Raw genomic sequence first — 24,122 nt, forward strand, 5'->3', positions numbered from 1 at the left:
ACCCAACCTATGGCCCGGTCCTGACAGTGCGCTTCACTGGTGGTAACCCGCCAAGAAGTTGCCCATGCGCTCCAGGGCCTCGGTGAGGTCCCGCTGCTGGGGGAGTATGACGATGCGCAGGTGGTCCGGCGTCGGCCAGTTGAACCCGGTGCCGTGCACGACGAGGATCCGCTCCTGCTCCAGCAGGTCCAGGCACAGCCGGACGTCGTCGTGGATCTCATGCACCTCCGGGTCGAGCCGGGGGAAGACGTAGAGCGCCCCCAACGGCTTCACGCAGCTCACGCCGTCCATGGCGTTGAGCATGGACCACGCCGTGTCGCGCTGCTCGAGCAGACGGCCGCCCGGCAGGATCAGCTCCTCGATGCTCTGCCTGCCGGAGACGGCCACCTGGATGGCGTGCTGGGCCGGGACGTTGGGGCACAACCGGGTCGAGGCGAGGAGCTCGATGCCCTCCAGGAAGCCCGTGGCATGCGACTTCGGCCCGCTGATGACCAACCAGCCCGCGCGGTAGCCGGCGACGCGGTAGGTCTTGGAGAGCCCGTTGAAGGTGATCACCAACAGGTCCGGAGCCACACTGGCGATGCTGGTGTGCCGCGCCCCGTCATACAGGATCCGGTCATAGATCTCGTCGGCCAGGACGAGCAGGGAGTGCTCCCGGGCGACCTGAGCGATCTGCTCCAGGACCTCCCGGGAGTAGACCGCGCCCGTCGGGTTGTTGGGGTTGATCACCACGATCGCCTTGGTGCGCGGGGTGATCTTGGAGCGGATGTCCTCGATCGAGGGCTCCCACCCGGACTCCTCGTCAGTCAGGTAGTGAACCGGGACCCCGCCGGCCAGGCTCGTCGCGGCCGTCCAGAGCGGGTAGTCCGGGCTGGGGATCAGCACCTCGTCACCGTCGTCAAGCAGCGCCTGCTGGATCATCATGATCAGCTCGGAGACACCGTTGCCGAGGTAGACGTCGTCGACGTCGATGCTGGGGAACCCGGGCTCCTCCTCGTAGCGGCTGACCACGGCGCGGCGGGCCGACAGGATCCCGCGCGACTCGGAGTAGCCCTGCGACATCGGCAGAGCCGCGATCATGTCCTGCAGGATGGTGTCGGGAGCCTCATAGCCGAACGGCGCAGGGTTGCCGATGTTGAGCTTGAGGATGCGGTGACCCTCAGCCTCCAGGTGGGCGGCGCGGGCCGCGACCGGCCCCCTGATCTCATAGAGGACGTTCTGCAGCTTGCTCGCCTGACGGAGCGGGCGCAACGGACCCTCGAATGCTGACGCGTTCACTTCTCTATGGTGTCACCGAACACTTTTCCTTCTGGACACCGACGCACCGCCGGTTGTCCCGCCGGGCCCGCCCGGCCGGGGCCGCGCTGAGCGGGAATCCTCGGCGGCGGCACGCTGTTGACCACTGCTGAGGGTGCTCGTCCTGGGCGCTCGACGAGGAGGGTTGTATGACGGTCGCCTGCCTGGCTGCGCCCGACACCGGATCGAGGGTCACCGGCCCCGTCCGGTTCGCTGGCGCCACCACCAGTTCGAGAACGGGACTATCGTGGTCCACGATGACTAGCGACAATGAGACTGTGGAGCCCCTCCCCGAGGAGGCACCCAACCCGGACCACGTGGTGGACGTTGCCACCGAGTCCGATGCCGACCGCGCAGCCCGCTTCGAGCGCGAGGCGATGCCGCTGCTGGACCAGCTCTACAGCGCCGCACTCCGGACCACGCGCAACCCCACGGACGCCGAGGACCTGGTGCAGGAGACCTTCGCCAAGGCCTTCGCCGCGTTCCACCAGTACCGCCCCGGCACCAACCTCAAGGCCTGGATGTACCGCATCCTGACCAACACCTACATCAACACCTACCGCAAGAAGCAGCGGCAGCCGTTGGAGTCGGACGCCTCCGAGGTGGAGGACTACCAGCTGGCCCGCGCCGCCCAGCACACCTCCAGCGGACTGCGCTCGGCCGAGGTCGAGGCCCTGGACCACCTCCCGGACTCCGACGTGAAGAAGGCCCTGGCCTCCATCGGCGAGGACTTCCGGCTGGCGGTCTATCTGGCCGACGTCGAGGGCTACGCCTACAAGGAGATCGCCGAGATCATGGAGACGCCGATCGGCACCGTGATGTCGCGGTTGCACCGCGGCCGGCGGCAGCTGCGTGACCTGCTGACCGACTACGCGCTGGAGCGCGGATTCATCAACGAGGCGACGGTGAAGTCATGAGCGACCTGCAACCCGAGAGCGAGACCGACTGCGCCCAGGTGGTCCTGCGGCTGTTTGAGTATGTCGACCACGAGGCTGCCGCCGAGGACGGGCGACGGATCCGGGAGCACCTGGACGCCTGCGGCTCGTGCCTGCAGGAGTATGAGCGCGACGTGCTTCTCAAGGAGATGGTGAGGCGCGCCTGCCACCGTGAGGCAGCCCCCGAGGCCCTGCGGACCCAGATCATGGCCCGCATCAGCACGCTGACGGTCACCACCCACACCGTGGTGCGCGACAACGACTGAAGCCTGACCTATCACTGCAGACAGACGAGGACCCCGTGGCCGCTAGCCACGGGGTCCTCGTCTGGTCGGCCGATCGATCAGGCGTTCGGCTTGCGGCCGTGGTTGGCCGCCTTCTTCTTGCGGTCGCGGCGCTTCCGGGAACGCTTGCTCATGGCTTCTCCTCACGTGGGTGACTACGCGGCGGTGTCCGGCTCGGGACCGGGTCCGCCAGCTCGGCTCACATTCTCGCACAGCGGAGTGGGGTGGAGTGCCTGCGCGCGGGCTTCCTCGGACGACGAGGCGGTCCAACCGTGCCGATTCGGCGCCGCGGACCACAGGACCGCGCGGGGATAGTAAAGATTCGTTAAAGAATCGGGCTGACCCAGGCATCCGACTGTGATCCCAGGTCGCTCTGTGAGATCGTATGGCCAGGTCGCGTTGGATCATCTTGGCCCGTGAGATGACCCGCGCACAGATTTTCAGCCCGGGAAGGACTGACACCATGTTCACAGGGATTTTCGATCTGCTCTCTGTTGGCTCGTTCGCGGACGCGTTCCGCGCATTCATTGACGTCGTGACTTGGGAGGACTGACTGCTCCTCCTGAGTGACGCTGAGCTGTTGAGCGGCGTCGATGCCTGAGCTGGACCAGGCATCGACGCCGCTTCGTGTTGTCGGCCCGCTCCCGAGACGTCCTGCCGACCGGTCCACCTGGCAGATTTGGGCCTACGTCGCGGCCCTCTGCCTCGCCGCGGCCTCCCTGGCGGTCGCCGGCTGGTGGATCTTTGGCCCGCCCGCTATGGACGCCGTGATCGTCCTGACCATCCTGGGTGTCCTGGGGTCGTCGCTGCGCGACCGCGAGCTCGGCCCGCACCTCGGGGTGTCCCTCGGCACCGTGATCCTGGCCGCTGCCCTCCCGCTGGCCGGCCCGGCCGGGGCGGTCATCGTCGGCTTCTTGTCCTACCTGGCCGGGCTGCACGGCCAGCGCCCGCGCACGAGACTCTTCAACTCCGGCATGACCGGAGTCATGGGCGGTGTCGGCGGACACCTCTATGTGCTGACCGGCGTCGTGCGCCCGGGCGAGGGTGAGCTGCTGCCGCTCGCGCTGCTGGGGCGGGTGGCCATCCCGCTGATCCTGGCCTACGTCGCCATGACCATGCTCAACACCCTGCTGATCGGGGGCATGGCCCGGGTCTCCAGCGGCGCCAGAGCGCTGGACCTCGCGTTCCAGACGTTCCGCAAGCTGGGAGTTGCCTATCTGACCCACGCCCTGATCGCCTTCCTCTTCGTCGTGCTCTGGGCCCCGGTCGGCGTCGGGACCTTCAGCGCTGTGCTGATCCTCGGGCCGATGTTCATCGCCCAGTGGACGCTCACCCGGGACTCGGTCGAGCGCCGCTCGCACGTGCGCACGGTCAAGACGATCGTGGCCGCGCTGGAGGAGGCCAACCCCTACTCGGTGGGCCACAGCGCCCGGGTCGCCGAGCTGTGTGACCGCATCGCTCCTCGGCTCGGCATCGACACCGAGGACGCCGAGATGCTGCGCTACGCGGCCTTGCTGCACGACATCGGGCTGATTGCGTCCACCCCCCACATGCCGCGGGCGAGTGGACCGGTGGACGTCGACTACCTGGTGGCCATCACCACGCACCCCGAGGCGGGCGTGCGGATGCTCAAGGGGATCGACTTCCTCGGCGGCGCGTTGCCCGGCATCCTGCACCACCACGAGCGGGTGGACGGACGCGGCTACCCAGCCGGTCTCAAGGGTGACGCGATCCCGCTGTTTGCCCGGGTGATCGCGGTGGCCGACGCCTTCGACTCGCTGACCACGACCCGGTCCTACCGCGACGCGCTCGACCAGGACCAGGCCACAGAAGTGCTTAGGTCTCGGGCCGGGAGCCACCTGGACGGGCAGGTCGTGGCTGCCCTCGAGTCCGCGCTGGGCACCCGTCGCTGGGAGCCGACCGTGATCCAGGAGGACATCCGCACCTCGATCGGCGATGCCCACGACCACGACGACCCCCTGGTCAGCGACCTGTATGCCGAGTGGTCACCGGACGGGACGTCGTGATGCGGAAGCGCACCCGGCCGACCCGCGGGCAGGTCGTCTTCTATGCCGGAGCCCTTCTCCTGACGCTCGCGGTCGTCCATGCCGCCTTCCACCTCACCGAGGTGTCGCCGGAGGGCTGGGGTCTGACCGTGGTCTATGCGGTGACGATCGTCGTGGGGGAGCTCTGGCGGGTCAGCGTGCTCGGGACGCGTGACTTCCCCCCGATCGCGCTGGCCGCCAGCCTGGCCCTGCCCATGACCACGATCCTGCCCGGTGGCCTCGCGGTGGGCTACTCCGCCGGGTTCGTGGTCGTCGTGGTCGCGCTCTCCACCTACCTCGGCCAGTGGGCGCGCCGTGCCCTGGGCGAGGGTGAGCCCGCCCTCTCCCAGGGGGGCTCGCGCGTCATCGTGGTGTCCGTGGCCGCGGTGATCTATCGCGAGGTGCCTCTCCAGGGCAGACCCCTCACGGACTGGGTCGAGGACTGGCACGACGTGAAGTGGCTGACCGCCCTGACGATGATCTCGGTCGCGCTGCTGGCGATGGGCCTGAAGATCCTGCTGCTGGCGATGCGTCACTCGTCGAGCACGCACGCCCTGCTGTGGCAGTCCCTGGTCGATGAGGTGCGGGCGGTGGGTCCGCTCGCCCTGGCTACGGCCTCGACAGCGGCCGTCATCGCTCTGGCGGTCAGCGCGCTCGGGCCGGTCGCCATCCCGCTGTTTCTGGCCCCCCTGCTCCTGCTGCAGCTGGCCGTCAGCCGGCAGTCGGACGTGCGTGAGGCCCAGCGGCAGACCATCCGGTCGTTGTCGCGCCTGACCGACCAGGGTGGTTTCACCCCTCCTGGTCACGGGGCGCGCGTGGCTGACCTCTCGCTGGCCATGGGGCGGGACCTGGGGCTGGCCGAGCGCGACCTGGTCGACCTCGAATACTCCGCCCTCCTGCACGACCTCGGCCAGGTAGCCCTGCGCCGTCCCATCCCGGGCGGGTCGACGACCGCCACCGCGCCGCTGGACCAACGGCGGATCGCCCAGACCGGGGCCTCGATCCTGGCCCGCACCGCCGAGCTCAGCCGACTCTCCCAGGTGGTCGCCGGTCAGGCCACCCCGTTCAGGCACGGCCGGGAGGGCGCCGAGCTGGTGCTGCCGTCCCGCATCCTGCGGGTCAGCAACGCCTTCGACGACCTGGGCGGGCCCACCGGACGCGGGCCCGTCGCGCGCCGGGCACTGGAGCGGATCAGGCTCAACCTCGGCTATGACTACGACCCGCTCGTCGTCCGGTCGCTGTGCCGGGTGCTGGTGCGCGAGGGGCGGATCACCGCCCACGACGTCGCCGACCTCGACCTCTGACCTCGACGTCTGACCTCGACGTCTGACGTCGACCTTTAACCTCGACCGGAGGCGTCGGGACGCCAGCGGGGACCGGCAGCACGTAGCCTGGGACGGTGCTGCTCGCCCTAGACACTGCCACGGGATCCATCGGTGCGGCCGTCCTCGCGGACGGGGCCGTCCTGGCCGAGGTGACCCACCAGGACTCCCGCCGGCACGGGGAGCTCCTGGCGCCTGCCATCGAGGAGGCCCTCGCCGGCGCAGGCGCGAGCGTGCGCGACCTCACCGGCATCGTGGTGGGCGTGGGACCTGGGCCATTCACCGGGCTGCGCGTCGGCATCGTCACGGGGCTGGTCATGGCTCGGGTGCGCGGCATCCCGGTGCACGGGGTCTGCTCCCTGGACGCGTTGGCCGAGCAGGCCGTCGAGGAGCAGGTCGTCGACGCGACGTTCCTGGTCGCGACCGACGCGCGTCGCAAGGAGGTCTACTGGGCGGTGTATGCCGTCCAGCACGGACGGCCGGTGCGCACGGACGGACCTGGGGTGGCGCACGCCGCAGACCTGCCGGACTCTGTCCGGTGCCTGCCTGCGGTAGGGCGCGGGCCCCTGCTCTATGACAGCCTGCGCCACGCAGGGGGACCGGTCGATGCCAGCCCGGGCTATCTCGGTCGCGTGGCCCACCGGGCACTCAGCGGTGGCACCGATCAGACCGGGGCGGACGGCATACTCCTGCCTCCCGAGCCGCTCTATCTGCGCCACCCCGACGCAGCCGTGCCCGGCCCGGCCAAGCTCGTGCCGTGACCGGGACACAGACGCGGCCGATGCGCTGGCAGGACCTGCCCGCGGTGCACCGCATCGAGGTGGACTCCTTCGAGCAGGACGCCTGGTCGTTGGGCAGCTTCTGGGGGGAGCTCGCGGCCCGGCCCCGGCGGGACTACGTGGTGCTCGACGACGAGTCGGTGCTGGGCTATGCCGGGCTGGACCTGGCCGGTGAGACCGCGGACGTGATGACCATCGCGGTCGACCCCCAGCTGCGCGGGCAGGGCCATGGCGTGATCCTGCTGGAGTGGCTGCTGCACCGCGCTGTGCTGGCGGGGGCGCGCCAGGTCATGCTTGAGGTCCGCGCCGACAACGAGGCGGCCATCGGGCTCTATGCGCGCTATGGGTTTGCCGAGGTGCACCGCCGGCGGGGCTACTACCAGCCCGGCGGCGTCGATGCGTTGATCATGCGGAAAGAGGTGGGTGGCGATGACTGATCCCCTGGTGCTGGGGGTGGAGAGCAGCTGTGACGAGACCGGGATCGGACTGGTGCGCGGTCACACCCTGCTGGCCAACGCGGTCGCCAGCAGCGTGGACCAGCACGCCAGGTTCGGCGGGGTCGTCCCCGAGGTGGCCAGCCGGGCCCACCTGGAGGCCATGGTGCCCACCATCGAGCGGGCCTGTGCGGAGGGCGGCGTGCGGCTCGAGGACGTGGACGCCGTCGCGGTGACGGCCGGCCCCGGGCTGGCCGGCGCGCTGTTGGTCGGTGTCGCCTCGGCCAAGGCCCTCGCGCTGGGCCTTGGAGTGCCGCTGTATGGCGTGAACCACCTGGGTGCGCACGTCGCCGTGGACGTCCTCGACCACGGCCCGCTGCCCGAGCCGATGATGGCGCTGCTGGTGTCGGGTGGGCACACCAACCTGTTGCACGTGCCTGACATCACCAGTGACATCCGCTCGCTGGGCCAGACGCTCGACGACGCGGCCGGCGAGGCCTTCGACAAGGTGGCCCGGGTGCTGGGCCTGCCCTATCCCGGCGGGCCGCACATCGACCGGGCCGCCCGTGCGGGTGACCCGCAGGCGATCCGCTTCCCGCGCGGGCTGACGTCGCGCAAGGACATGGAGCGGCACCGCTATGACTTCTCCTTCAGCGGGCTGAAGTCCTCGGTCGTGCGCTGGGTGCAGGCCCGCGAGCGGGCGGGGGAGCCGGTGCCGGTCGCGGACGTGGCCGCCTCCTTCCAGGAGGCCGTCGTCGACGTGCTGACCAGCAAGGCGGTGCTGGCGTGCACCGAGAACGGTGTGCTCGACCTGCAGCTAGGCGGTGGTGTGGCTGCCAACGGGCGGCTGCGCGAGCTGCTGGAGGAACGCTGCGCCGAGGCCGGCATCCGGTTGCGCGTCCCACGACGCGACCTGTGCACTGACAACGGCGCCATGGTTGCCGCTCTCGGGGCGGTGCTCATCGCTAAGGGCCACGAGCCCTCGCCGCTCACGATTCCGGCGGACAGCTCGCAGCCCGTCGCCCAGATCCGACCCCTGGCGCAGGTCGCGTCGTGACCCAGCCTGCGTGGGCACGGGCATGACGTGCCGGCCGCCCACCAGATCGCGGGGCTCACGGCGCCGCCACGGGCGGGTGCTGGCTGCAGTCGCCGGGGCGGCCCTGCTGCTGAGCGCGTGCAGCGGTTCGGGCCCCGAGGTCGCCGAGCAGGACACCACCGGGTCGGCCACGTCCGCACCCACCACCTCGAGCCCTACCGCGCCCTCCACCGCTGGCCCGGCAGGGCCGAGCACAGCCACTGAGGAGCCGACGGAGCCGCCCACGACGACAAGCCCGAGCGGTCTGACCGCCCCCACCGGCGACGAGGGCATCGGGCTGCCGTCCGCGGAGGAGCTGGAGGCCGCACGCGTCGACGTGGCCGCGCTGGACGACCGGCAGCTTGCGGGCCAGCTCATCGTGGCCGCCTACCAGGGGACCGACCCGACCGCAGCCGCCGCGCTGGTGCGCGACCAGCACCTCGGCGGTGTGATCACCCTCGGAGCCAACGTGCCCGAAAGCGTCGCAGACCGTGTCCCGCAGTTGTCCGCGCTCACCGCGGCGGTCCAGGGGGCGGTCATGCAGGACGGACGCGACTGGCCGGCCTTCCTGGGCATCGACCAGGAGGGTGGTCCGATCACCCGCGTCGGTGCTCCACTGGACCGGTGGCCCGCAGCCATGTCTCTGGGGGCCTCCCGCGACACGGATCTGGCTCGTGAGGTGGCAACCGCCTCGGGGGATCAGCTGCGTGCCCTGGGTTATACCGTCGTCTTCGCCCCGGACGCCGATGTCACGATCGGGCCGCAGGACCCCACCATCGGTGCGCGGTCGCCGGGGACCGACCCCCAGGTGGTGGCCGAGATCGCCGTCGCCCAGGCCAGCGGCTTCTCCGACGCGGGCATCCTGCCGGTCGTCAAGCACTTCCCGGGTCACGGGAGCATCACCGCCGACAGCCACCTCGGCGCCGCCATGCAGACTGCTGACCTGGCCACGCTGGAAGGGCGCGACCTGGTGCCGTTCCGGTCCGCGATCGATGCGGGTGTGCCCGCGATCATGCCGGGCCACATCGTGGTCGAGGCGATCGACCCGGACCGTCCCGCCACGCTCTCGCACCCGGTGCTCAGCGGGTTGCTGCGCGAGGAGCTCGGCTTCACCGGGCTGGTGGTCACCGATGCACTCAACATGGGGGCCATCACCGAGGCCTCCGGCGTGCAGCACCCGGCGGTCGCGGCCCTGCTCGCCGGGGTGGACGTCCTGCTCATGCCGCCCGACCCGGTGGGCAGCGTCGACGCCATCGTGTTCGCTCTGGAGGGCGGCACCCTCGAGCGGGCCGACCTGGAGGAATCGGCAGCCCGGGCGGTCGCCATGCTGCGCCACAACCAGACGGTGCCGACACCGGATGACTCGGTGATCGGCTCGGCCCACGACCTGTCGGTGCGGGCGGCTGCGGCTGGCATCACCCAGCTGTCCGGGCCCTGCGGCCAGCCCCTGGTGGGCGACTCGATCCAGATCAGCGGCGGCACGGAGGGCGACCGGGCCAACCTTGCGTCAGCCGCCCGGGCCGCAGGTCTGGGCACCGGGTCCGGTGACTCGGTCGTGCTCGTCGGCGGGTCGACCTATCAGGCCGGCGGCGGGCCCGGTGGACCCGGCACCGGGTCCGGCGATGTCGTCGTGACGACCGACCGCCCCTATCCGCTGGCCGACAGCAGCGCCGACACCGCGCTCATCGCGGCCTATGGGCGCGATCCGGCCACGATGGAGGCGCTGGTGCAGGTGCTGCTCGGTGAGGTGACCGCACCCGGGAGCCTGTCGACACCGGTGGGGGACTATCCGATCGGGGCCGGCTGCGGCTGAGGCTCCACCTCGAGCAGCATCGGGCGACCGCCCAGCTGGGTGAGCACCACGACGGCCTCCCGCGCCCCACCGAGCCGCAGGTCGCGGCGCAGCCGGTCGGCGTCGACCGGCACCCCGCGCTTCTTGATGGTCAGCCTGCCCAGGTCGCGCTCGCGCGCCCAGCGACGCAACGGCTTGGTCGCGAGCTGATGGACCGTGACCAGCCGGAACCGGCGGGCCCACGGGAGGTCGGCCTCCTGCTGCGTCGTGACATAGCCGGCGCCGCGTGCCGTCTCCATCCCGCCCACGGCGCGGGCGAGCACCCCGGTCAGGCCGGCCTGGAGCACCGCCCGGTCGGGCTCATAGAGCCACTCGCCCAGGTCGTCCGGGCCGGCGGCGCTGTCTGCGGGCCCGCCGCCGTCGTCGTGGACCTCCAGCCAGCGACCGTCCCCGGCGGCCCCGAGGTGCACCTGTGCGGTGCGCCCCTCGTGGTGCACGAGGTCGCCCCACCACAGGGCGCACTCCAGGGCCTCCCCGCCGAACGAGGCCCACTGTGCCTCTGCACCGACGGGCACGGCATCGTGGGGGAAGGACGGTGCCAGCTTGGCGCCGACGTGCCCGAGCCGTGCCGCGACCTGCTGGACCTGCTCCCAGCTGGGGGAGAGCTGGTCGAGCGAGAATGTCCGCGTGGTGCGGCCGCGGGCGTCGGTGCGGCCGGGCAGACGGCGCGCGGGGTCGAGCCAGGCGCCGGTCCCGGGCCGCGGGGTGATGTCGAGGTCCTCGACCGCGGCGGTCCGCACCCGTGCGGTGGCGGAGTCGCGCACGTTTACGGCGGCGATCGCCGCCGTGCCCGGGTCGGCGTCGACCAGCTCGACCCGCAGCCCCGCCTCAGACAGGGCGAGGGCGTCTCCGCCGAGTCCGCACCCCAGGTCCCAGACCGTGTCCAGGCCGGCGGCGGCGAAGCGGTCGGCGTGCCGTGCCGCCAGCTGCCACCGGCTGGCCTGCTCGACGCCGTCGCGGGTGAGCAGCATCTGGTCGACCCGGTCGCCGAACTTGACCCGCCCCCGCAGCCGGAGCCGGGACTGCGTGAGCAGCGCCGCCACGAGCTCCGGGTCGTGACCCTCGTCGCGCAGTCGGGTGCTGAGCGAGAGTGCCGAGCCCTCGGCATACTCCGGCAGTGCCTGCAACACGGCCCACGCCGCGGGCGCCCTGAGCGCGGCGACGGTCTGCGGGTCCACCGGGCCATCCTCCCAGAGGAGGAGACAGCAGAGTGACGCGACGACAGACGCACGGGAGCGCAACGGACAGGCGGCAACAGGGACGGATACCCGAGTGACGGAACCAGGGTGACGGGATAGGTTCTGGTCCATGAGCCGACGCCGCAGCGCGATCCGCCGGCGGGCCCGCCGCGCCCGCCGGGTCATCATTGCGACCGGTGTCGCGAGCGTGGCCACGCCCATCAGCCTGGCGATAGCCCTCACCGGCGTCGATGCGCTGCGCAAGCGACGCACGCCCGACGAGCACTCGGTGCCGCCTGACGAGCCCCTGGGTGCCGACGTCGACGGCAACGACCTGACGACCTACACCTACGGCGAGCACCTCTTCGAGGACATGCTGGCCGCCATCGACGCCGCCACCGACTTCGTCTATCTGGTGACCTACATCTGGAAGGGCGATCAGATCGGGCAGCGGTTCAAGGACGCCGTCATCCGCGCGGCCGAGCGGGGCGTCACCGTCTGCGTCGTCTTCGACGGTTTCGCCAACCTGGTCGTCCCGCGCGAGTTCAAGACCTTCCCGGAGTCGGTGCACCTGCTGAAGTTCCCGACGATCCGCTCCGGGCTGGTCATCAACGTGCGGCGCACCGGCCGGGACCACCGCAAGGTGCTCGTGGTGGACGGCAAGGTCGGCTTCGTCGGCGGCTACAACATCGGCGACATGTATGCCCGCACCTGGCGCGACACCCACATCCGGGTGCGCGGCGTGGCGGTGTGGGAGCTGCAGAACACCTTCGTCGACTTCTGGAACAGGCACGGCAAGCGCCACCACCCCACGCTCGAGGACAGCGGCTCGCCGGTCTGGAACTCCCGGATCCTGGCGGCCCGCAACGAGCCGAGCCGGCTGGTCTTCCCGGTCCGCGGGATCTATCTCGAGGCGATCGACCGGGCGACCCAGCGGATCTGGATCACCCAGGGCTACTTCATCCCCGACCGCGAGATCATGGGCGGACTGCTGGCGGCCGCCCGGCGTGGGGTGGACATCCGGGTGCTGATGCCCGAGGCGTCCAACCACGTCGTCGCAGACTGGGTGGCCCGCTCGCAATACACCAAGCTGCTTGAGGGTGGCGTGCGGATCTTCCTCTATCAGGACGTCATGGTCCACGCCAAGACCGCCACCGTCGACGGCACCTGGACCACCGTGGGGACGGCCAACATCGACCGGCTCTCACTCATCGGCAACTACGAGGTCAACCTCGAGATCCATGACGTCGGGCAGGCCGACCAGATGGAACGGATCTTCCGGCGCGACCTGGAGAACGCCCGGGAGCTCACCCTGCGGGAGTGGGAGTCCCGGGGCAGGGCGTCCAAGCTGGCCGAGTGGATCCTGGAGCCGCTGCACCCGCTGCTGTGAGCCCTGGCCGGCGCCCCTGGCGACCCCCGTGGTGCGGCTGCGAGCGACGTTTTCTAGCACTCGGCTTGACCGAGTGCTAATCGGTGCATAGATTCAGAGTTAGCACTCTGCACCTGCAAGTGCCAACGCCCGGCACGAGCCGACCCCCGCGACGGCGGCCCGCTCCGGACACTGACCTAGACAGTTCAGACTCGTGAAGGGAAGGTCCCAACGTGTCGGTTTCCATCAAGCCGCTCGAAGACCGGATCGTTATCAAGGCCGTCGAGGCCGAGCAGACCACCGCCTCCGGCCTGGTCATCCCGGACACCGCCAAGGAGAAGCCCCAGGAGGGCGAGGTCCTGGCCGTGGGCCCGGGCCGTTTCAACGACAACGGCGGCGAGCGCATCCCGCTCGACATCGCTGTCGGTGACCGCGTGATCTACAGCAAGTACGGCGGCACCGAGATCAAGCACGGCGGCGAGGAGCTCCTCATCCTGTCGGCGCGTGACGTGCTGGCAGTCGTCGGCTGACAGCCTCGCGAGGACACGAGCTTTGCGAGTCCCGGAACGGGGCGCGGAAGCCGAGTGTGTCCTTGCGGGCCGACAGCCTCGTCGGCAACTGACCTGCGCCGACGCCCCGGGACTCCTGCAGCACGCAGGCGTCGCCGGGGTGTCGTGCGCTGACCCACCGCTATGGAAGGACCGTCTCACTGATGGCCAAGCAGCTGGAATTCAACGACAGCGCCCGCAAGGCGCTGGAGCGGGGCGTCGACGCCCTCGCCAACGCAGTCAAGGTGACCCTGGGCCCCAAGGGTCGCAATGTCGTGCTCGACAAGAAGTGGGGCGCACCGACCATCACCAACGACGGTGTCACCATCGCCCGTGAGGTCGAGCTGGAGGACCCCTACGAGAACCTGGGTGCTCAGCTGGCCAAGGAGGTCGCCACCAAGACCAACGACGTCGCCGGTGACGGCACCACCACGGCCACCGTGCTCGCCCAGGCGATGGTCCACCAGGGCCTGCGCAACGTCGCAGCCGGCGCCGGTCCGGCCGGCCTCAAGCGCGGCATCGACCAGGCCGTCACGGCCATCTCGGACCGTCTCCTGGAGAACGCCCGTGAGCTCGAGGGTCGCGACGAGATCGCCCAGGTGGCGAGCCTGTCCGCCCAGGACGAGACGATCGGTGAGCTGATCGCCGAGGCGTTCGACAAGGTCGGCAAGGACGGCGTCATCACCGTGGAGGAGTCCTCCACCACCGCGATGGAGCTGGACTTCACCGAGGGCATGCAGTTCGACAAGGGCTACCTCTCGCCCTACTTCGTCTCTGACGCAGAGCGCATGGAAGCCGTCCTCGAGGACGCCTACATCCTCTTCCACCAGGGCAAGATCTCGGCCGTGGCCGACCTGCTGCCGCTGCTGGAGAAGGTCGTCGGCGAGAGCAAGCCGCTGCTGATCATCGCCGAGGACATCGAGGGCGAGGCCCTGTCCACCCTGGTGGTCAACAAGATCCGCGGCACGTTCAACGCGGTGGCCGTCAAGGCGCCCGGCTTCGGTGACCGCCGCAAGGCGATGATGCAGGACATGGCCGTGCTCACCGGTGGCCAGGTCGTCGCCGAGGAGGTCGGGCTCAAGCTCGACCAGGTCGGCCTCGAGGTCCTGGGCAAGGCCCGTCGCGTCGTCTCCACCAAGGACACCACGGTCATCGTCGACGGTGAGGGTGCCTCGGACGAGGTGGCGGCCCGCGTGGACCAGATCACCGCCGAGATCGCCAACACCGACTCCGACTGGGACCGCGAGAAGCTGCAGGAGCGGCTGGCCAAGCTCTCGGGCGGCGTCTGCGTGATCAAGGTGGGTGCACACACCGAGGTCGAGCTCAAGGAGAAGAAGCACCGCATCGAGGACGCCGTGTCCGCGACGCGTGCGGCGATCGAGGAGGGCATCGTCGCCGGTGGCGGCTCGGCGCTCATCCACGCGTCGACCGTCCTGGACGGGCTCAACCTCGAGGGCGACGAGGCGACCGGTGTCAACATCGTGCGCCTCGCGGTGCAGGAGCCACTGCGCTGGATCGCTGAGAACGCTGGCCTGCAGGGCTACGTCGCGACCACCCGCGTGGCCGAGATGGAGCCGGGTCAGGGCCTCAACGCCGCCACGGGTGAGTATGGCGACCTGCTGGCTGCCGGGGTCATCGACCCGGTCAAGGTGACCCGTTCGGCGCTGCGCAACGCGGCGTCCATCGCCTCGATGGTGCTGACGACCGACACGCTGGTCGTCGAGAAGCCCGAGGGCGACGACGCGGACGGTCACGGCCACAGCCACTGACCTGACGTCGTAGGCGACGGAACCCGGTCCTCCACACGTGGGGGACCGGGTTCTGTCGTGTCACCGGGAGTGGCGGGACCCTCAGGCCGTGTTGCGGCCCGGCTCGCTGGTGTCTGCGACCCGGGTCGCGGGGGGCTTGATGTCAGCATCGGCGAGGATCGCCGCGCGCTCCTCCTCGGTCATGGCGCCCCAGACGCCGTAGGGTTCGCGGGCGCTGAGGGCGTGCGAACGGCACTGCTGCAGCACGGGGCACTCCAGGCACAACCGCTTGGCGCGCTCGTCACGCCGCCGTCGTGCCGAGCCCCGCTCGCCCTCTGGATGGAAGAACAGCTCTGGACTGACTGTGCGGCACAGCCCCTCGAACTGCCATTCCCATTGCTCGGCAACCGGACTAGGTCCGGTAGTCGTGTCAGCCACCAGCGCCACCTCACATCTGGATCAGAGTCGCCGCCCGTTGTGTGCCCGGTCGGAGTGGTTCGTTCGGTCACACGCACTGTAACCCTGATCACCCCCACTCCGGCCAAATATTGGGAGAAGATTTACTCTCCGCACCCGCAGTGCTGCAAGGGAATCCGAGACGCGAGTCTCGGCATACGACCAACCATGCCGTTCCTGGCCGCTCCTGGTGGTGGCGCGGAGACCGGACTGACGGTGCCTAGACTGGAGGAATGACCCAGGCCGACTCACGCTCTGCCGTGCCCGACCCCTTCCAGACTCTCGGACTGACCTACGACGACGTCCTGCTGCTGCCGGGCGAGACCGACCTGGTCCCCGAGCAGATCGACACCACCAGTCGCCTGACGCGGGAGATCAGCCTGCGGCTCCCGCTCGTGTCGGCGGCGATGGACACGGTCACCGAGGGCCGGATGGCGATCGCCATGGCCCGGCACGGCGGCATCGGCATCCTGCACCGCAACCTGTCGATCGAGGACCAGGCCTATCAGGTGGATCTGGTCAAGCGGACCCAGACGGGGCGGATCACCAACCCGGTCACCATCGGCCCGGACGCCACCCTGGAGGACCTGGACCGGGTCTGTGGCGAGTACCGCGTCTCCGGTCTCCCTGTCGTCGACCCGGAGGGACACCTCCTGGGGATCTGCACCAACCGTGACCTCAGGTTCACCCCGGTGGCGGAGTGGGAGCAGACCCTGGTCCGCGACGTGATGACCCCGCCCCCGCTGGTCACCGCCTCTCCCGACGTCACGCGCGAGGAGGCCACGGCCATCCTGCGGGCGCACAAGCGTGAGCGGCTGCCGCTGGTCGACGACGAGGGCCGGCTGGCCGGGCTGATCACCGTCAAGGACTTCGTGAAGTCGGAGCAGTTCCCGCATGCCAGCAAGGACGGCCAGGGTCGGCTCCTCGTCGGCGCCGCCATCGGCTACTTCGGTGATGCGTGGGAGCGGGCCACCACCCTGATCGACGCCGGCGTGGACGTGCTCGTCGCGGACACCGCCCACGGCCACGTGCGGATGCTGATCGAGATGGTGCAGCGCCTGAAGACGGACCCGGCCACCCGGCACGTCCAGGTGGTCGGCGGCAACGTCGCCACCAGGGCCGGCGCGCAGGCCTTCGTCGACGCCGGCGCCGACGCGGTCAAGGTCGGCGTCGGGCCCGGCGCGATCTGCACGACCCGCGTCGTGACCGGCATCGGGGCACCGCAGTTGACGGCCGTCTATGAGGCGTCGCTGGCAGCGCGCGAGGCCGGGGTGCCGGTGATCGCCGACGGCGGCATGAAGTACTCCGGCGACATCGCCAAGGCGCTCGTCGCCGGTGCCGAGTCGGTGATGATGGGCTCGATGCTGGCCGGCTGCGAGGAGTGCCCGGGCGAGCTGATCTTTGTCAACGGCAAGCAGTTCAAGTCCTATCGCGGCATGGGCTCGCTCGGGGCGATGAGCTCGCGCGGCAAGAAGTCCTACTCCAAGGACCGCTACTTCCAGGCCGAGGTCAGCAGCGACGACCAGATCGTCCCCGAGGGCGTGGAGGGCCGGGTGGCCTACAAGGGAGCACTCTCCAACGTGGTGCACCAGATGTCGGGCGGTCTGCGGCAGGCGATGTTCTATGTGGGAGCTGCCACCGTGCCGGATCTGCAGGAGCGCGGCAGGTTCGTGCGGATCACCCAGGCGAGCCTGCAGGAGTCACACCCGCACGACATCCAGATGACCGTCGAGGCGCCCAACTACGCCGTGGGCAGCTAAGGCCTCAGCCGAACTGCCACGACCGCTTCGACAGGCCGTACCAGAACCCGTCGACGGCGACCTCGTTGTCGAGCCCGCCGCTGGCATCGGCGACGCCGAGGGTGACATACAACGGGGCCCAGTGCTCGGTGCGCGGGTGCGCCTCGTGGGCCCCCGGCGCCCTCGTCTCGAAGTCCAGGACGGCGTCGACGTCCTGTCGCGCCAGGGCCTCGGCGGCCCACTGGTCGAACTCCTGGGAGACCTGGGGCGGCGGGGCGTCGGCCGGGTTGCGCGGGTTGAACCACTTCAGGTTGTGTGTGGTGAAGCCGGACCCGACGACCAGCGTCCCCTGGTCGCGCAGCGGGGCCAGCTTGCGGCCGATCTCGAACAGCTCCCGCGGATCCAGGGTCGGCAGCGACATCTGCAGCACCGGCACATCCGCGTCGGGGAACATCTCGACCAGCGGCACATAGGCGCCGTGATCCAGCCCGCGGCCCTCGTCCCGGTGGACCGAGTCGCCGATGATCGTGCTCACCTGGTCGGCCAGGTCGGGGGCGACCGGCGCGGCATACTCCACCTCGAAGTATTTCTGCGGGAAGCCCCAGAAGTCGTAGACCAGCGGCACCTGCTGCTGGCTCGCGCTCACGGTCAGCGGGGCGCTCTCCCAGTGCGCGGAGACCATCAGGATGTTCTTGGGTCGGGGGAGGCGGTCCGACCAGGCGTGCAGCTGGCCGGTCCACGTCGTGTCATCGGCCAGCGGCGGGGCCCCGTGGCTCAGATACAGCACGGGCTGACGCTCACTGCTGGGCTGGTGCGAGCTGTTCTGGTCCATGTGGTGCCTCCGGCCAACCGTTGACATGACGCCTGCGACAAGCCGCCGACCCAGGTGGTCCCGGCTGGGGTCACTGTATGGCGGAGGGAACCTGGTCCGCCACCTCCTGGTCGCGGGCTTGTAGCCTGAGCGGGTGAATGAGATCGAGATCGGTCGTGGCAAGCGCGGACGGCGCGCCTACTCCTTCGAGGACATCGCGGTGGTGCCGTCGCGACGGACCAGGGACCCGGAAGACGTCTCGATCAGCTGGCAGATCGACGCCTACCACTTCGAGCTGCCGGTGATCGCGGCACCGATGGACTCGGTCGTGTCCCCGCAGACCGCGATCGCGATGGGCCAGCTGGGTGGTCTGGGGGTGCTGGATCTCGAGGGACTGTGGACCCGCTATGACGACCCCACGCCGCACCTGGCCGAGATCGCCGCGTCCGCCGGTCCGGAGAGCACCGCCCTGCTGCGCAAGCTCTATGCCGCCCCGATCCGACCTGACCTGATCACCCAGCGGCTCAGGGAGATCCGGGACGCGGGGGTGACCGTGGCCGGGTCGCTGTCACCGCAGCGGACCCAGCAGTTCTGGCGCACCGTGGTCGAGGCCGGGGTCGACCTGTTCGTGATCCGCGGCACGACCGTCTCTGCCGAGCACGTCTCGAGCAACACCGAGCCGCTGAACCTCAAGCGCTTCATCTATGAGCTCGATGTCCCGGTGATCGTCGGCGGCGCTGGCACCTACACCGCGTCGCTGCACCTGATGCGGACCGGGGCCGCCGGTGTGCTCGTCGGTTTCGGCGGCGGCGCCACGCACACCACGCGCACCACCCTGGGCATCCACGCGCCCATGGCCACGGCCATCGCCGACGTCGCGGCCGCCCGGCGGGACTACCTCGACGAGTCCGGAGGCCGCTATGTGCACGTCATCGCCGACGGCGGCATGGGCCAGTCGGGCGACATCGTCAAGGCCGTGGCGTGCGGCGCGGACGCCGTCATGATCGGCGCGGCACTGGCACGGTCCCAGGAGGCTCCGGGCCAGGGCTTCCACTGGGGCTCCGAGGCGCACCACCCGTTCCTGCCACGGGGGGAGCGCGTCGAGGTGGGCACCGTCGGCACGCTCGCGGAGATCCTCAACGGCCCCGGTCGTGATGCGACCGGGACGACCAACATGATGGGCGCCCTGCGGCGGGCCATGGCCACGACCGGCTACACCGACGTCAAGGAGTTCCAGCGCGTCGAGGTCGTCGTCGCGCCCTACCAGCCGCGCTGAATGACCGGTTTCTGCGGTGGTTCGCCGTAGGCTTGGGACACACGATCCCAAGGAGTTCTCGATGCAGGTGCGCCGCGAGGCCCAGTTCGTCCGACGCCGTCGCGCCGTCGCTGCCGGTGCGACCCTGGCGATCGCCGCTGGCTCGCTCACCGCCTGCATGGCACTGGGCGGTGACGACGAGCCGGCCGCGCCGACGGCCTCGGGGGCGACGACCGCCCCGGGTGACGACGACGCGGCCGCCGAGTCTGGCAGTGTGCAGGACGGGTTCACCCAGGGCACCGGGGGCAGCGAGGGGGATGCGGCGGCGACGACCACGCAGGCTCCGGACGGCCCCGTGGCGGCACCTCCGGCCATCCCCTCCGACGAATCCTTCATGGAGCGGGTCGACTACATCACCGGCGGCATCACCCCGAAGTCGGTGGTGGCCTCCAACACGGGGCTGGTCATCGCCAACAACATGATGTACAGCCACACGTCGACGGTCTATGACGCCGAGTCCCGCGAGCTCGTCGCGACCCTGTCCGACACGATCGTGCCCGAGGAGTTCGGGGTCGAGGGGCACCCCGGCACGGCCCAGGGCTCTCCGGTCGAGGCGGCCTGGACCGACGACGGCAAGTTCGCCTACGTCTCGCAGTACACGATGTATGGCCAGAACTTCGGTGTCGAGGGCTTCGACAACTGCACCCCGGCCAGCGGCGTGGGCCCCTCCTTCCTCTATCGCTTCAACGCCGAGCTGATGGAGTGGGACCAGGTCATCAAGGTCGGGGCCGTGCCGAAGTATGTCGACATCACCCCCGACCAGCAGACGATCCTGGTCAGCAACTGGTGCGACTCCACCATCTCAGTCGTCGACCGGGAGAGTGCCCAGGAAGTCAAGACGATCCCCATTGCGGCCGCCCCGCGGGGGATCGAGGTGCTCCCGGACAACCGCACGGCCTACGTCGCGGCGATGTATGCCGACAAGCTGTTCAAGGTCGACCTCGAGACTGGTGAGTCCGAGGTGATGATGGAGACCGGGCGCAAGCCGCGGCACCTGAACCTGTCGGCGGACGGCAAGTTCCTCTTCATGGCAGTCTCCGGCAACGACACGATCTACAAGATCGACACCGAGACCGAGGAGATCGTCGACCAGGTGGTCTCCGGCCGCGAACCCCGCTCGATGATCCTGTCCTCGGACGGCACCGCGCTCTATGTCGTGAACTACTACGAGCCCTCGGTCGCCAAGATCAGCACCGACGACATGGAGGTGCTCCAGAAGGAGCCGACCGACGCCAACCCGATCGGCATCACCTACGAGCCGATCACGCACTCGGTCTGGGTGGCCTGCTACGGCGGCAGCATCTATGTCTTCGACGACACCCTGGCGACCGACCCGGACGTCTAGGTCACCTACCCTGGAGGGGTGTTGCGCACCTTCTTCACCCCCCGCTGGCTCGGCCTGCTGGCTGTCGTGGCCGCAGTCTGTGTCGGGTTCGGCTGGCTGGGGGCCTGGCAGCTGTCGGTGGCGCAGCACGATGTGGTCGCCAGGATCCAGGCCGAGCGGGAGGCGCTCGTCGAGGCACCGCTGCAGGAGGTCCTCGCGCCGCACTCCGCGTTCACCGAGTCGGCCGCAGCCCACCCGGTCGTCGTGGAGGGGGAGTATGACGGCGCGCACCAGTTCCTCGTCCCAGGCCGGGTGCTGGAGGGCGAACCCGGGTTCTGGGTCGTGACACCCCTGCTCGTGGACGGGGGAGAGGCGGTGATCGAGGTGATGCGCGGCTTCGTCACCACGCCGGACCAGGCCGACGTGCCGCCCACCCAGCCCGTCACCGTCCGGGGGGAGCTGGCCCCGGGCGAGTCGCCATACTTCGGGCAGGATCCGCTGCCCGAGGGGCAGCGAGGCACCATCGACCTGTCCTCGATCGCCAACGAGCGGCCCGAACAGTTCTACAACGGCTTCATCTTCGCCACCTCCGAGGAGCCGCAGCTGACCTCCGCCACCGTCGAGCCGGTGCCGCCACCGGTGCTGACCGTCGGCGAGATCGACTGGCGCAACCTGGGCTACGCCCTGCAGTGGTGGGTCTTCGCGGCGTTCGCGGTGTTCATGTATGTCAAGATGCTGCGCGATGCCGCCCAGAACGATGCCGCCCAGGACGATGCCGCCCAGGACGATGCCGCCCAGGACGATGCCGCCCAGGACGATGCCGCCCAGGACGATGCCGCCCAGGACGAGGTGACGCCGACCCCCTCAGGTCCGGCGCCTACAGTGAGCAGCGCACCCGCCGACGAGAGGATCGAACCGCACCATGTCTGACCGCGCCAAGCTGAGGTTCTTCCAGGTGATGGCCACCGTCGTCGGCCTCGGGCTGCTGCTGCTCGTCCTGGAGATGGTGCTGTGGTACGGCTTCGACAACGACGTGCTGCGCTGGTGGGCGATGCCGCACGGCTTCCTCTACATGATCTATCTGGGGGCCGTGGCGATGCTGGGGTTCGCGCTGGGCTGGAGCCTGGGCCGGATGGTGCTGATCATGCTCGCGGGCGTCGTGCCGTTCCTCTCCTTCTGGGTCGAGTCCAGGGTGACGCGCTCGGCCCGGGCACAGATCGAGGCCAAGGAGTCGGCGACGGCGCCAGACCCGGCTAACCTGTCCCGGTGACCGACGCCCTGCAGCAACGCCCCGTCCTCGTCGTCGACTTCGGCGCGCAGTATGCCCAGCTGATCGCCCGACGGGTCCGCGAGGCCTGCGTCTACAGCGAGATCGTGCCGCACGACATGCCCGCCGAGGAGGTGCTGGCCAAGAACCCGGCCGCGCTGATCCTCTCCGGTGGCCCGTCTTCGGTGTATGCCGAGGGGGCACCCTCCCTCGACCCGGCACTGCTCACGGCCGGGGTGCCGGTGCTCGGCATCTGCTATGGCTTCCAGGCGATGACCGCCGCGCTCGGCGGGACGGTCGACAAGACCGGGCTGCGCGAGTTCGGCGAGACCCGCGCGCGGATCTCCGACACCTCCAGCACGCTCTTCGACGGTCAGCCGGACGAGCAGCCGGTCTGGATGTCGCACGGGGACTCGGTCGCGCAGGCTCCGGAGGGCACCCGCGTCACGGCATCGACGCCGGGCGCTGCCGTGGCGGCATTCGAGGACGACGAGGCACGGCGTTACGGCGTCCAGTGGCATCCGGAGGTGCTGCACTCCATCTTCGGCCAGCGGGTGCTCGAGAACTTCCTGTTGCGGGGTGCAGACATCGAGCCGACCTGGACGAGCGAGAACGTCGTGGAGGACCTCGTGGCCTCCATCCGCGAGCAGGTCGGTGACGCGCACGTCATCTGTGGGCTCTCCGGCGGTGTCGACTCCTCCGTCGCGGCAGCCCTGGTGAACCGCGCGGTGGGCGACCAGCTCACCTGCGTCTTCGTCGACCACGGGTTGCTGCGCGAGGGCGAGGCCCAGCAGGTCGAGGAGGACTTCGTTGCCGCGACCGGGGTCGACCTCGTCGTCGTCGACGCGCGCGAGCGGTTCCTGGACGCGCTGGCCGGTGTCACCGACCCGGAGACGAAACGCAAGGTCATCGGGCGGGAGTTCATCCGCGTCTTCGAGCAGGCGGCCCGGGACGTGGCGGGCTCGGCCGACGCGGAGGGGCACCCGGTCGAGTTCCTGGTGCAGGGCACGCTCTATCCCGACGTCGTGGAGTCCGGTGGCGGCAGCGGCACGGCCAACATCAAGAGCCACCACAACGTCGGCGGACTCCCCGACGACCTGCAGTTCACGCTCATCGAGCCGCTGCGCACCCTGTTCAAGGACGAGGTCCGCCAGGTGGGGCTGGAGCTGGAGGTGCCGGAGGCGATCGTCTGGCGCCAGCCGTTCCCCGGCCCGGGCCTGGGCATCCGCATCATCGGCGCCGTCGATGCCGAGCGGCTGGCCATCCTGCGCCGGGCCGATGCGATCGCCCGCGAGGAGCTGACGAAGGCCGGCCTGGACCGGGACGTCTGGCAGTGCCCGGTGGTCCTGCTGGCCGACGTGCGCTCGGTCGGGGTCCAGGGCGACGGGCGCACCTACGGGCACCCGATCGTGCTGCGCCCCGTCTCCAGCGAGGACGCGATGACGGCCGACTGGAGCCGGCTGCCCTATGAGGTGCTGGCCAAGGTCTCCAGCCGGATCACCAACGAGGTCGAAGAGGTCAACCGCGTGGTGCTGGACGTGACGAGCAAGCCGCCGGGCACCATCGAGTGGGAGTAGCCCCTCCACGCGTGTCCGGGGGAGTGTGACCCACCAGACACGGTTCGGGACCGCCAGAACTCGTAAATGACGACAAGTAGTACTACACTCTGTAGTGGAGATCGAGAACGAGCTCCACACCGCAGAACCTGAAAGGCATCGTCATGAACGCGCAGACCCAGACCCCCGCTAGGGACGACCTTGCTGTTGACCGCGCGGAGCGCGGCACTGGCACCGTCTTCCAGACCGACATCGTCCACTCCAGCTTCGCTCGCAAGCTCCTGGCCGCGATGCGCATCCTCATCGGCTGGACCTTCATGTGGCCCTTCCTCGACAAGCTCTTCGGCCTGGGCTACGGCACCGAGTCCGCCCGCGCCTGGATCGAGGGTGGCGCACCCGCGCAGGGCTACATGATCAACGCCACCTCCGGCCCGTTCAAGGAGGTCTTCGTCTGGATGGCCGAGACCTTCGGTGGCCTGACCGACTTCCTGTTCATGTTTGGCCTGTTCGGCATCGGCCTGGCCATGCTGACCGGCGCCGGTCTGAAGATCGCCGCCTGGGGTGGCACTCTCCTGATGGCCTTCATGTATTTCGCCGCGCTGCCGATCGGCCAGGCGAACATGGGCTTCACCAACCCGATCACGGACTCGCACTGGATCGAGGCCTTCGTCCTCCTCGTCGCCGCCTACACCCTCTCGGGTGACACCTGGGGCCTCGGCCGCTGGTGGGGCGAGAAGGTGGGCAACAGCTGGCTCCGGTGACCCACTCACCTTAACTGCCCGTCATACT

General features: G+C 69.9%; 23 protein-coding genes. 18 read left to right on the top strand and 5 right to left on the bottom strand.

The features are described 5' to 3' along the window. Positions 1-33: 33 nt before the first annotated feature. Positions 34-1,278, bottom strand: coding sequence for a pyridoxal phosphate-dependent aminotransferase (locus tag NF557_RS04365; RefSeq protein ID WP_280923981.1), 1,245 nt, complete (start codon positions 1,276-1,278; stop codon positions 34-36). A 275-nt stretch (positions 1,279-1,553) separates the two neighbouring features. Here NF557_RS04365 and NF557_RS04370 point away from each other — a divergent pair, with 275 nt between their 5' ends. Beyond that, a complete protein-coding gene (locus NF557_RS04370) occupies positions 1,554-2,213 on the top strand; it encodes a sigma-70 family RNA polymerase sigma factor (RefSeq protein ID WP_252621988.1) in 660 nt (219 codons plus the stop codon). Next, positions 2,210-2,497 carry a mycothiol system anti-sigma-R factor gene (rsrA, locus tag NF557_RS04375; RefSeq protein WP_252621991.1) on the top strand — a complete coding sequence of 96 codons (288 nt, stop codon included), beginning with the start codon at positions 2,210-2,212 and terminating at the stop codon, positions 2,495-2,497. Before NF557_RS04370 ends, rsrA begins: the two co-directional genes overlap by 4 nt. Positions 2,498-2,574: 77 nt before the next feature. Here the strand turns inward: rsrA and NF557_RS17770 are convergent, their stop codons facing one another. Then, a complete protein-coding gene (locus NF557_RS17770) occupies positions 2,575-2,649 on the bottom strand; it encodes a 50S ribosomal protein bL37 (protein WP_370584119.1) in 75 nt (24 codons plus the stop codon). 459 nt (positions 2,650-3,108) lie between these two features. Between NF557_RS17770 and NF557_RS04380 the strand changes: the two genes are divergently transcribed. The 6 genes from NF557_RS04380 to NF557_RS04405 all read left to right on the top strand — a co-directional run bounded on the left by NF557_RS04380 (position 3,109) and on the right by NF557_RS04405 (position 9,983). Next, positions 3,109-4,542 carry an HD-GYP domain-containing protein gene (locus NF557_RS04380; protein WP_252621993.1) on the top strand — a complete coding sequence of 478 codons (1,434 nt, stop codon included), beginning with the start codon at positions 3,109-3,111 and terminating at the stop codon, positions 4,540-4,542. Then, positions 4,542-5,864, top strand: coding sequence for an HD-GYP domain-containing protein (locus NF557_RS04385; RefSeq protein WP_252621995.1), 1,323 nt, complete (start codon positions 4,542-4,544; stop codon positions 5,862-5,864). Before NF557_RS04380 ends, NF557_RS04385 begins: the two co-directional genes overlap by 1 nt. Before the next feature lie 95 nt (positions 5,865-5,959). Further along, a complete protein-coding gene (gene tsaB / locus NF557_RS04390; protein ID WP_252621998.1) occupies positions 5,960-6,643 on the top strand; it encodes a tRNA (adenosine(37)-N6)-threonylcarbamoyltransferase complex dimerization subunit type 1 TsaB in 684 nt (227 codons plus the stop codon). Then, a complete protein-coding gene (rimI, locus tag NF557_RS04395; RefSeq protein WP_252622001.1) occupies positions 6,640-7,098 on the top strand; it encodes a ribosomal protein S18-alanine N-acetyltransferase in 459 nt (152 codons plus the stop codon). Before tsaB ends, rimI begins: the two co-directional genes overlap by 4 nt. Next, the gene (gene tsaD, locus NF557_RS04400; RefSeq protein ID WP_252622003.1) at positions 7,091-8,152 is read left to right on the top strand and encodes a tRNA (adenosine(37)-N6)-threonylcarbamoyltransferase complex transferase subunit TsaD; all 1,062 of its coding nucleotides are present in this window, start codon (positions 7,091-7,093) and stop codon (positions 8,150-8,152) included. The genes rimI and tsaD overlap by 8 nt, the downstream gene beginning before the upstream one ends. A 76-nt stretch (positions 8,153-8,228) precedes the next feature. Continuing rightward, entirely contained in the window at positions 8,229-9,983 is a 1,755-nt protein-coding gene (locus NF557_RS04405) for a glycoside hydrolase family 3 protein (protein ID WP_252622006.1), read from the top strand. Here NF557_RS04405 and NF557_RS04410 read toward each other — a convergent pair. Continuing rightward, positions 9,956-11,200 carry a class I SAM-dependent methyltransferase gene (locus tag NF557_RS04410; RefSeq protein WP_252622008.1) on the bottom strand — a complete coding sequence of 415 codons (1,245 nt, stop codon included), beginning with the start codon at positions 11,198-11,200 and terminating at the stop codon, positions 9,956-9,958. The genes NF557_RS04405 and NF557_RS04410 overlap by 28 nt on opposite strands. A 130-nt stretch (positions 11,201-11,330) precedes the next feature. Between NF557_RS04410 and NF557_RS04415 the strand changes: the two genes are divergently transcribed. From NF557_RS04415 to groL, 3 genes are all read left to right on the top strand, one after another. Then, positions 11,331-12,590 carry a phospholipase D-like domain-containing protein gene (locus tag NF557_RS04415; RefSeq protein WP_252622010.1) on the top strand — a complete coding sequence of 420 codons (1,260 nt, stop codon included), beginning with the start codon at positions 11,331-11,333 and terminating at the stop codon, positions 12,588-12,590. 212 nt (positions 12,591-12,802) lie between these two features. Beyond that, complete coding sequence (gene groES, locus NF557_RS04420) at positions 12,803-13,099, top strand: co-chaperone GroES (RefSeq protein WP_252622013.1); 297 nt, start codon at positions 12,803-12,805, stop codon at positions 13,097-13,099. Between the two features lie 182 nt (positions 13,100-13,281). Next, a complete protein-coding gene (gene groL, locus NF557_RS04425; protein WP_252622015.1) occupies positions 13,282-14,886 on the top strand; it encodes a chaperonin GroEL in 1,605 nt (534 codons plus the stop codon). An 81-nt stretch (positions 14,887-14,967) separates the two neighbouring features. Here groL and NF557_RS04430 read toward each other — a convergent pair whose 3' ends face one another. Continuing rightward, entirely contained in the window at positions 14,968-15,303 is a 336-nt protein-coding gene (locus NF557_RS04430; protein ID WP_252622018.1) for a WhiB family transcriptional regulator, read from the bottom strand. A gap of 251 nt (positions 15,304-15,554) precedes the next feature. Here NF557_RS04430 and guaB point away from each other — a divergent pair, with 251 nt between their 5' ends. Further along, positions 15,555-17,081, top strand: coding sequence for an IMP dehydrogenase (guaB, locus tag NF557_RS04435; protein WP_252622020.1), 1,527 nt, complete (start codon positions 15,555-15,557; stop codon positions 17,079-17,081). 4 nt (positions 17,082-17,085) lie between these two features. On the opposite strand, the gene NF557_RS04440 is transcribed toward guaB, so the two are convergent. Then, positions 17,086-17,892, bottom strand: a complete 807-nt coding sequence (locus NF557_RS04440) for a dioxygenase family protein (RefSeq protein WP_252622022.1) — start codon at positions 17,890-17,892, stop codon at positions 17,086-17,088. 133 nt (positions 17,893-18,025) lie between these two features. Between NF557_RS04440 and NF557_RS04445 the strand changes: the two genes are divergently transcribed. The 6 genes from NF557_RS04445 to NF557_RS04470 all read left to right on the top strand — a co-directional run bounded on the left by NF557_RS04445 (position 18,026) and on the right by NF557_RS04470 (position 24,094). Then, positions 18,026-19,147: a GuaB3 family IMP dehydrogenase-related protein gene (locus tag NF557_RS04445; protein WP_252622024.1), complete on the top strand. Its 1,122-nt coding sequence runs from the start codon at positions 18,026-18,028 to the stop codon at positions 19,145-19,147. Between the two features lie 61 nt (positions 19,148-19,208). Then, the gene (locus NF557_RS04450) at positions 19,209-20,531 is read left to right on the top strand and encodes a YncE family protein (RefSeq protein WP_252622026.1); all 1,323 of its coding nucleotides are present in this window, start codon (positions 19,209-19,211) and stop codon (positions 20,529-20,531) included. 18 nt (positions 20,532-20,549) lie between these two features. Beyond that, positions 20,550-21,440 (top strand): SURF1 family protein, encoded by an 891-nt coding sequence (locus NF557_RS04455; RefSeq protein WP_252622029.1) that lies wholly within the window; start codon positions 20,550-20,552, stop codon positions 21,438-21,440. Further along, positions 21,433-21,780 (top strand): DUF3817 domain-containing protein, encoded by a 348-nt coding sequence (locus NF557_RS04460; protein ID WP_252622030.1) that lies wholly within the window; start codon positions 21,433-21,435, stop codon positions 21,778-21,780. The genes NF557_RS04455 and NF557_RS04460 overlap by 8 nt, the downstream gene beginning before the upstream one ends. Next, positions 21,777-23,354: a glutamine-hydrolyzing GMP synthase gene (guaA, locus tag NF557_RS04465; protein ID WP_252622032.1), complete on the top strand. Its 1,578-nt coding sequence runs from the start codon at positions 21,777-21,779 to the stop codon at positions 23,352-23,354. Before NF557_RS04460 ends, guaA begins: the two co-directional genes overlap by 4 nt. Positions 23,355-23,497: 143 nt before the next feature. Further along, positions 23,498-24,094, top strand: coding sequence for a DoxX family protein (locus tag NF557_RS04470; protein ID WP_252622035.1), 597 nt, complete (start codon positions 23,498-23,500; stop codon positions 24,092-24,094). The last annotated feature ends 28 nt before the right edge of the window (positions 24,095-24,122 follow it).

The sequence above is a fragment of the Ornithinimicrobium cryptoxanthini genome (assembly GCF_023923205.1).
Taxonomy (GTDB): domain Bacteria; phylum Actinomycetota; class Actinomycetes; order Actinomycetales; family Dermatophilaceae; genus Ornithinicoccus; species Ornithinicoccus cryptoxanthini.

What these genes read in the sequence shown, in the direction of transcription:
- NF557_RS04370 (WP_252621988.1), top strand. Translation starts at nt 1,554, where the DNA reads ATGACTAGCGACAATGAGACTGTGGAGCCCCTCCCCGAGGAGGCACCC.
- rsrA (WP_252621991.1), top strand. Translation starts at nt 2,210, where the DNA reads ATGAGCGACCTGCAACCCGAGAGCGAGACCGACTGCGCCCAGGTGGTC.
- NF557_RS04380 (WP_252621993.1), top strand. Translation starts at nt 3,109, where the DNA reads ATGCCTGAGCTGGACCAGGCATCGACGCCGCTTCGTGTTGTCGGCCCG.
- NF557_RS04385 (WP_252621995.1), top strand. Translation starts at nt 4,542, where the DNA reads ATGCGGAAGCGCACCCGGCCGACCCGCGGGCAGGTCGTCTTCTATGCC.
- tsaD (WP_252622003.1), top strand. Translation starts at nt 7,091, where the DNA reads ATGACTGATCCCCTGGTGCTGGGGGTGGAGAGCAGCTGTGACGAGACC.
- NF557_RS04415 (WP_252622010.1), top strand. Translation starts at nt 11,331, where the DNA reads ATGAGCCGACGCCGCAGCGCGATCCGCCGGCGGGCCCGCCGCGCCCGC.
- groL (WP_252622015.1), top strand. Translation starts at nt 13,282, where the DNA reads ATGGCCAAGCAGCTGGAATTCAACGACAGCGCCCGCAAGGCGCTGGAG.
- guaB (WP_252622020.1), top strand. Translation starts at nt 15,555, where the DNA reads ATGACCCAGGCCGACTCACGCTCTGCCGTGCCCGACCCCTTCCAGACT.
- NF557_RS04440 (WP_252622022.1), bottom strand. Translation starts at nt 17,892, where the DNA reads ATGGACCAGAACAGCTCGCACCAGCCCAGCAGTGAGCGTCAGCCCGTG.
- NF557_RS04450 (WP_252622026.1), top strand. Translation starts at nt 19,209, where the DNA reads ATGCAGGTGCGCCGCGAGGCCCAGTTCGTCCGACGCCGTCGCGCCGTC.
- NF557_RS04460 (WP_252622030.1), top strand. Translation starts at nt 21,433, where the DNA reads ATGTCTGACCGCGCCAAGCTGAGGTTCTTCCAGGTGATGGCCACCGTC.
- NF557_RS04470 (WP_252622035.1), top strand. Translation starts at nt 23,498, where the DNA reads ATGAACGCGCAGACCCAGACCCCCGCTAGGGACGACCTTGCTGTTGAC.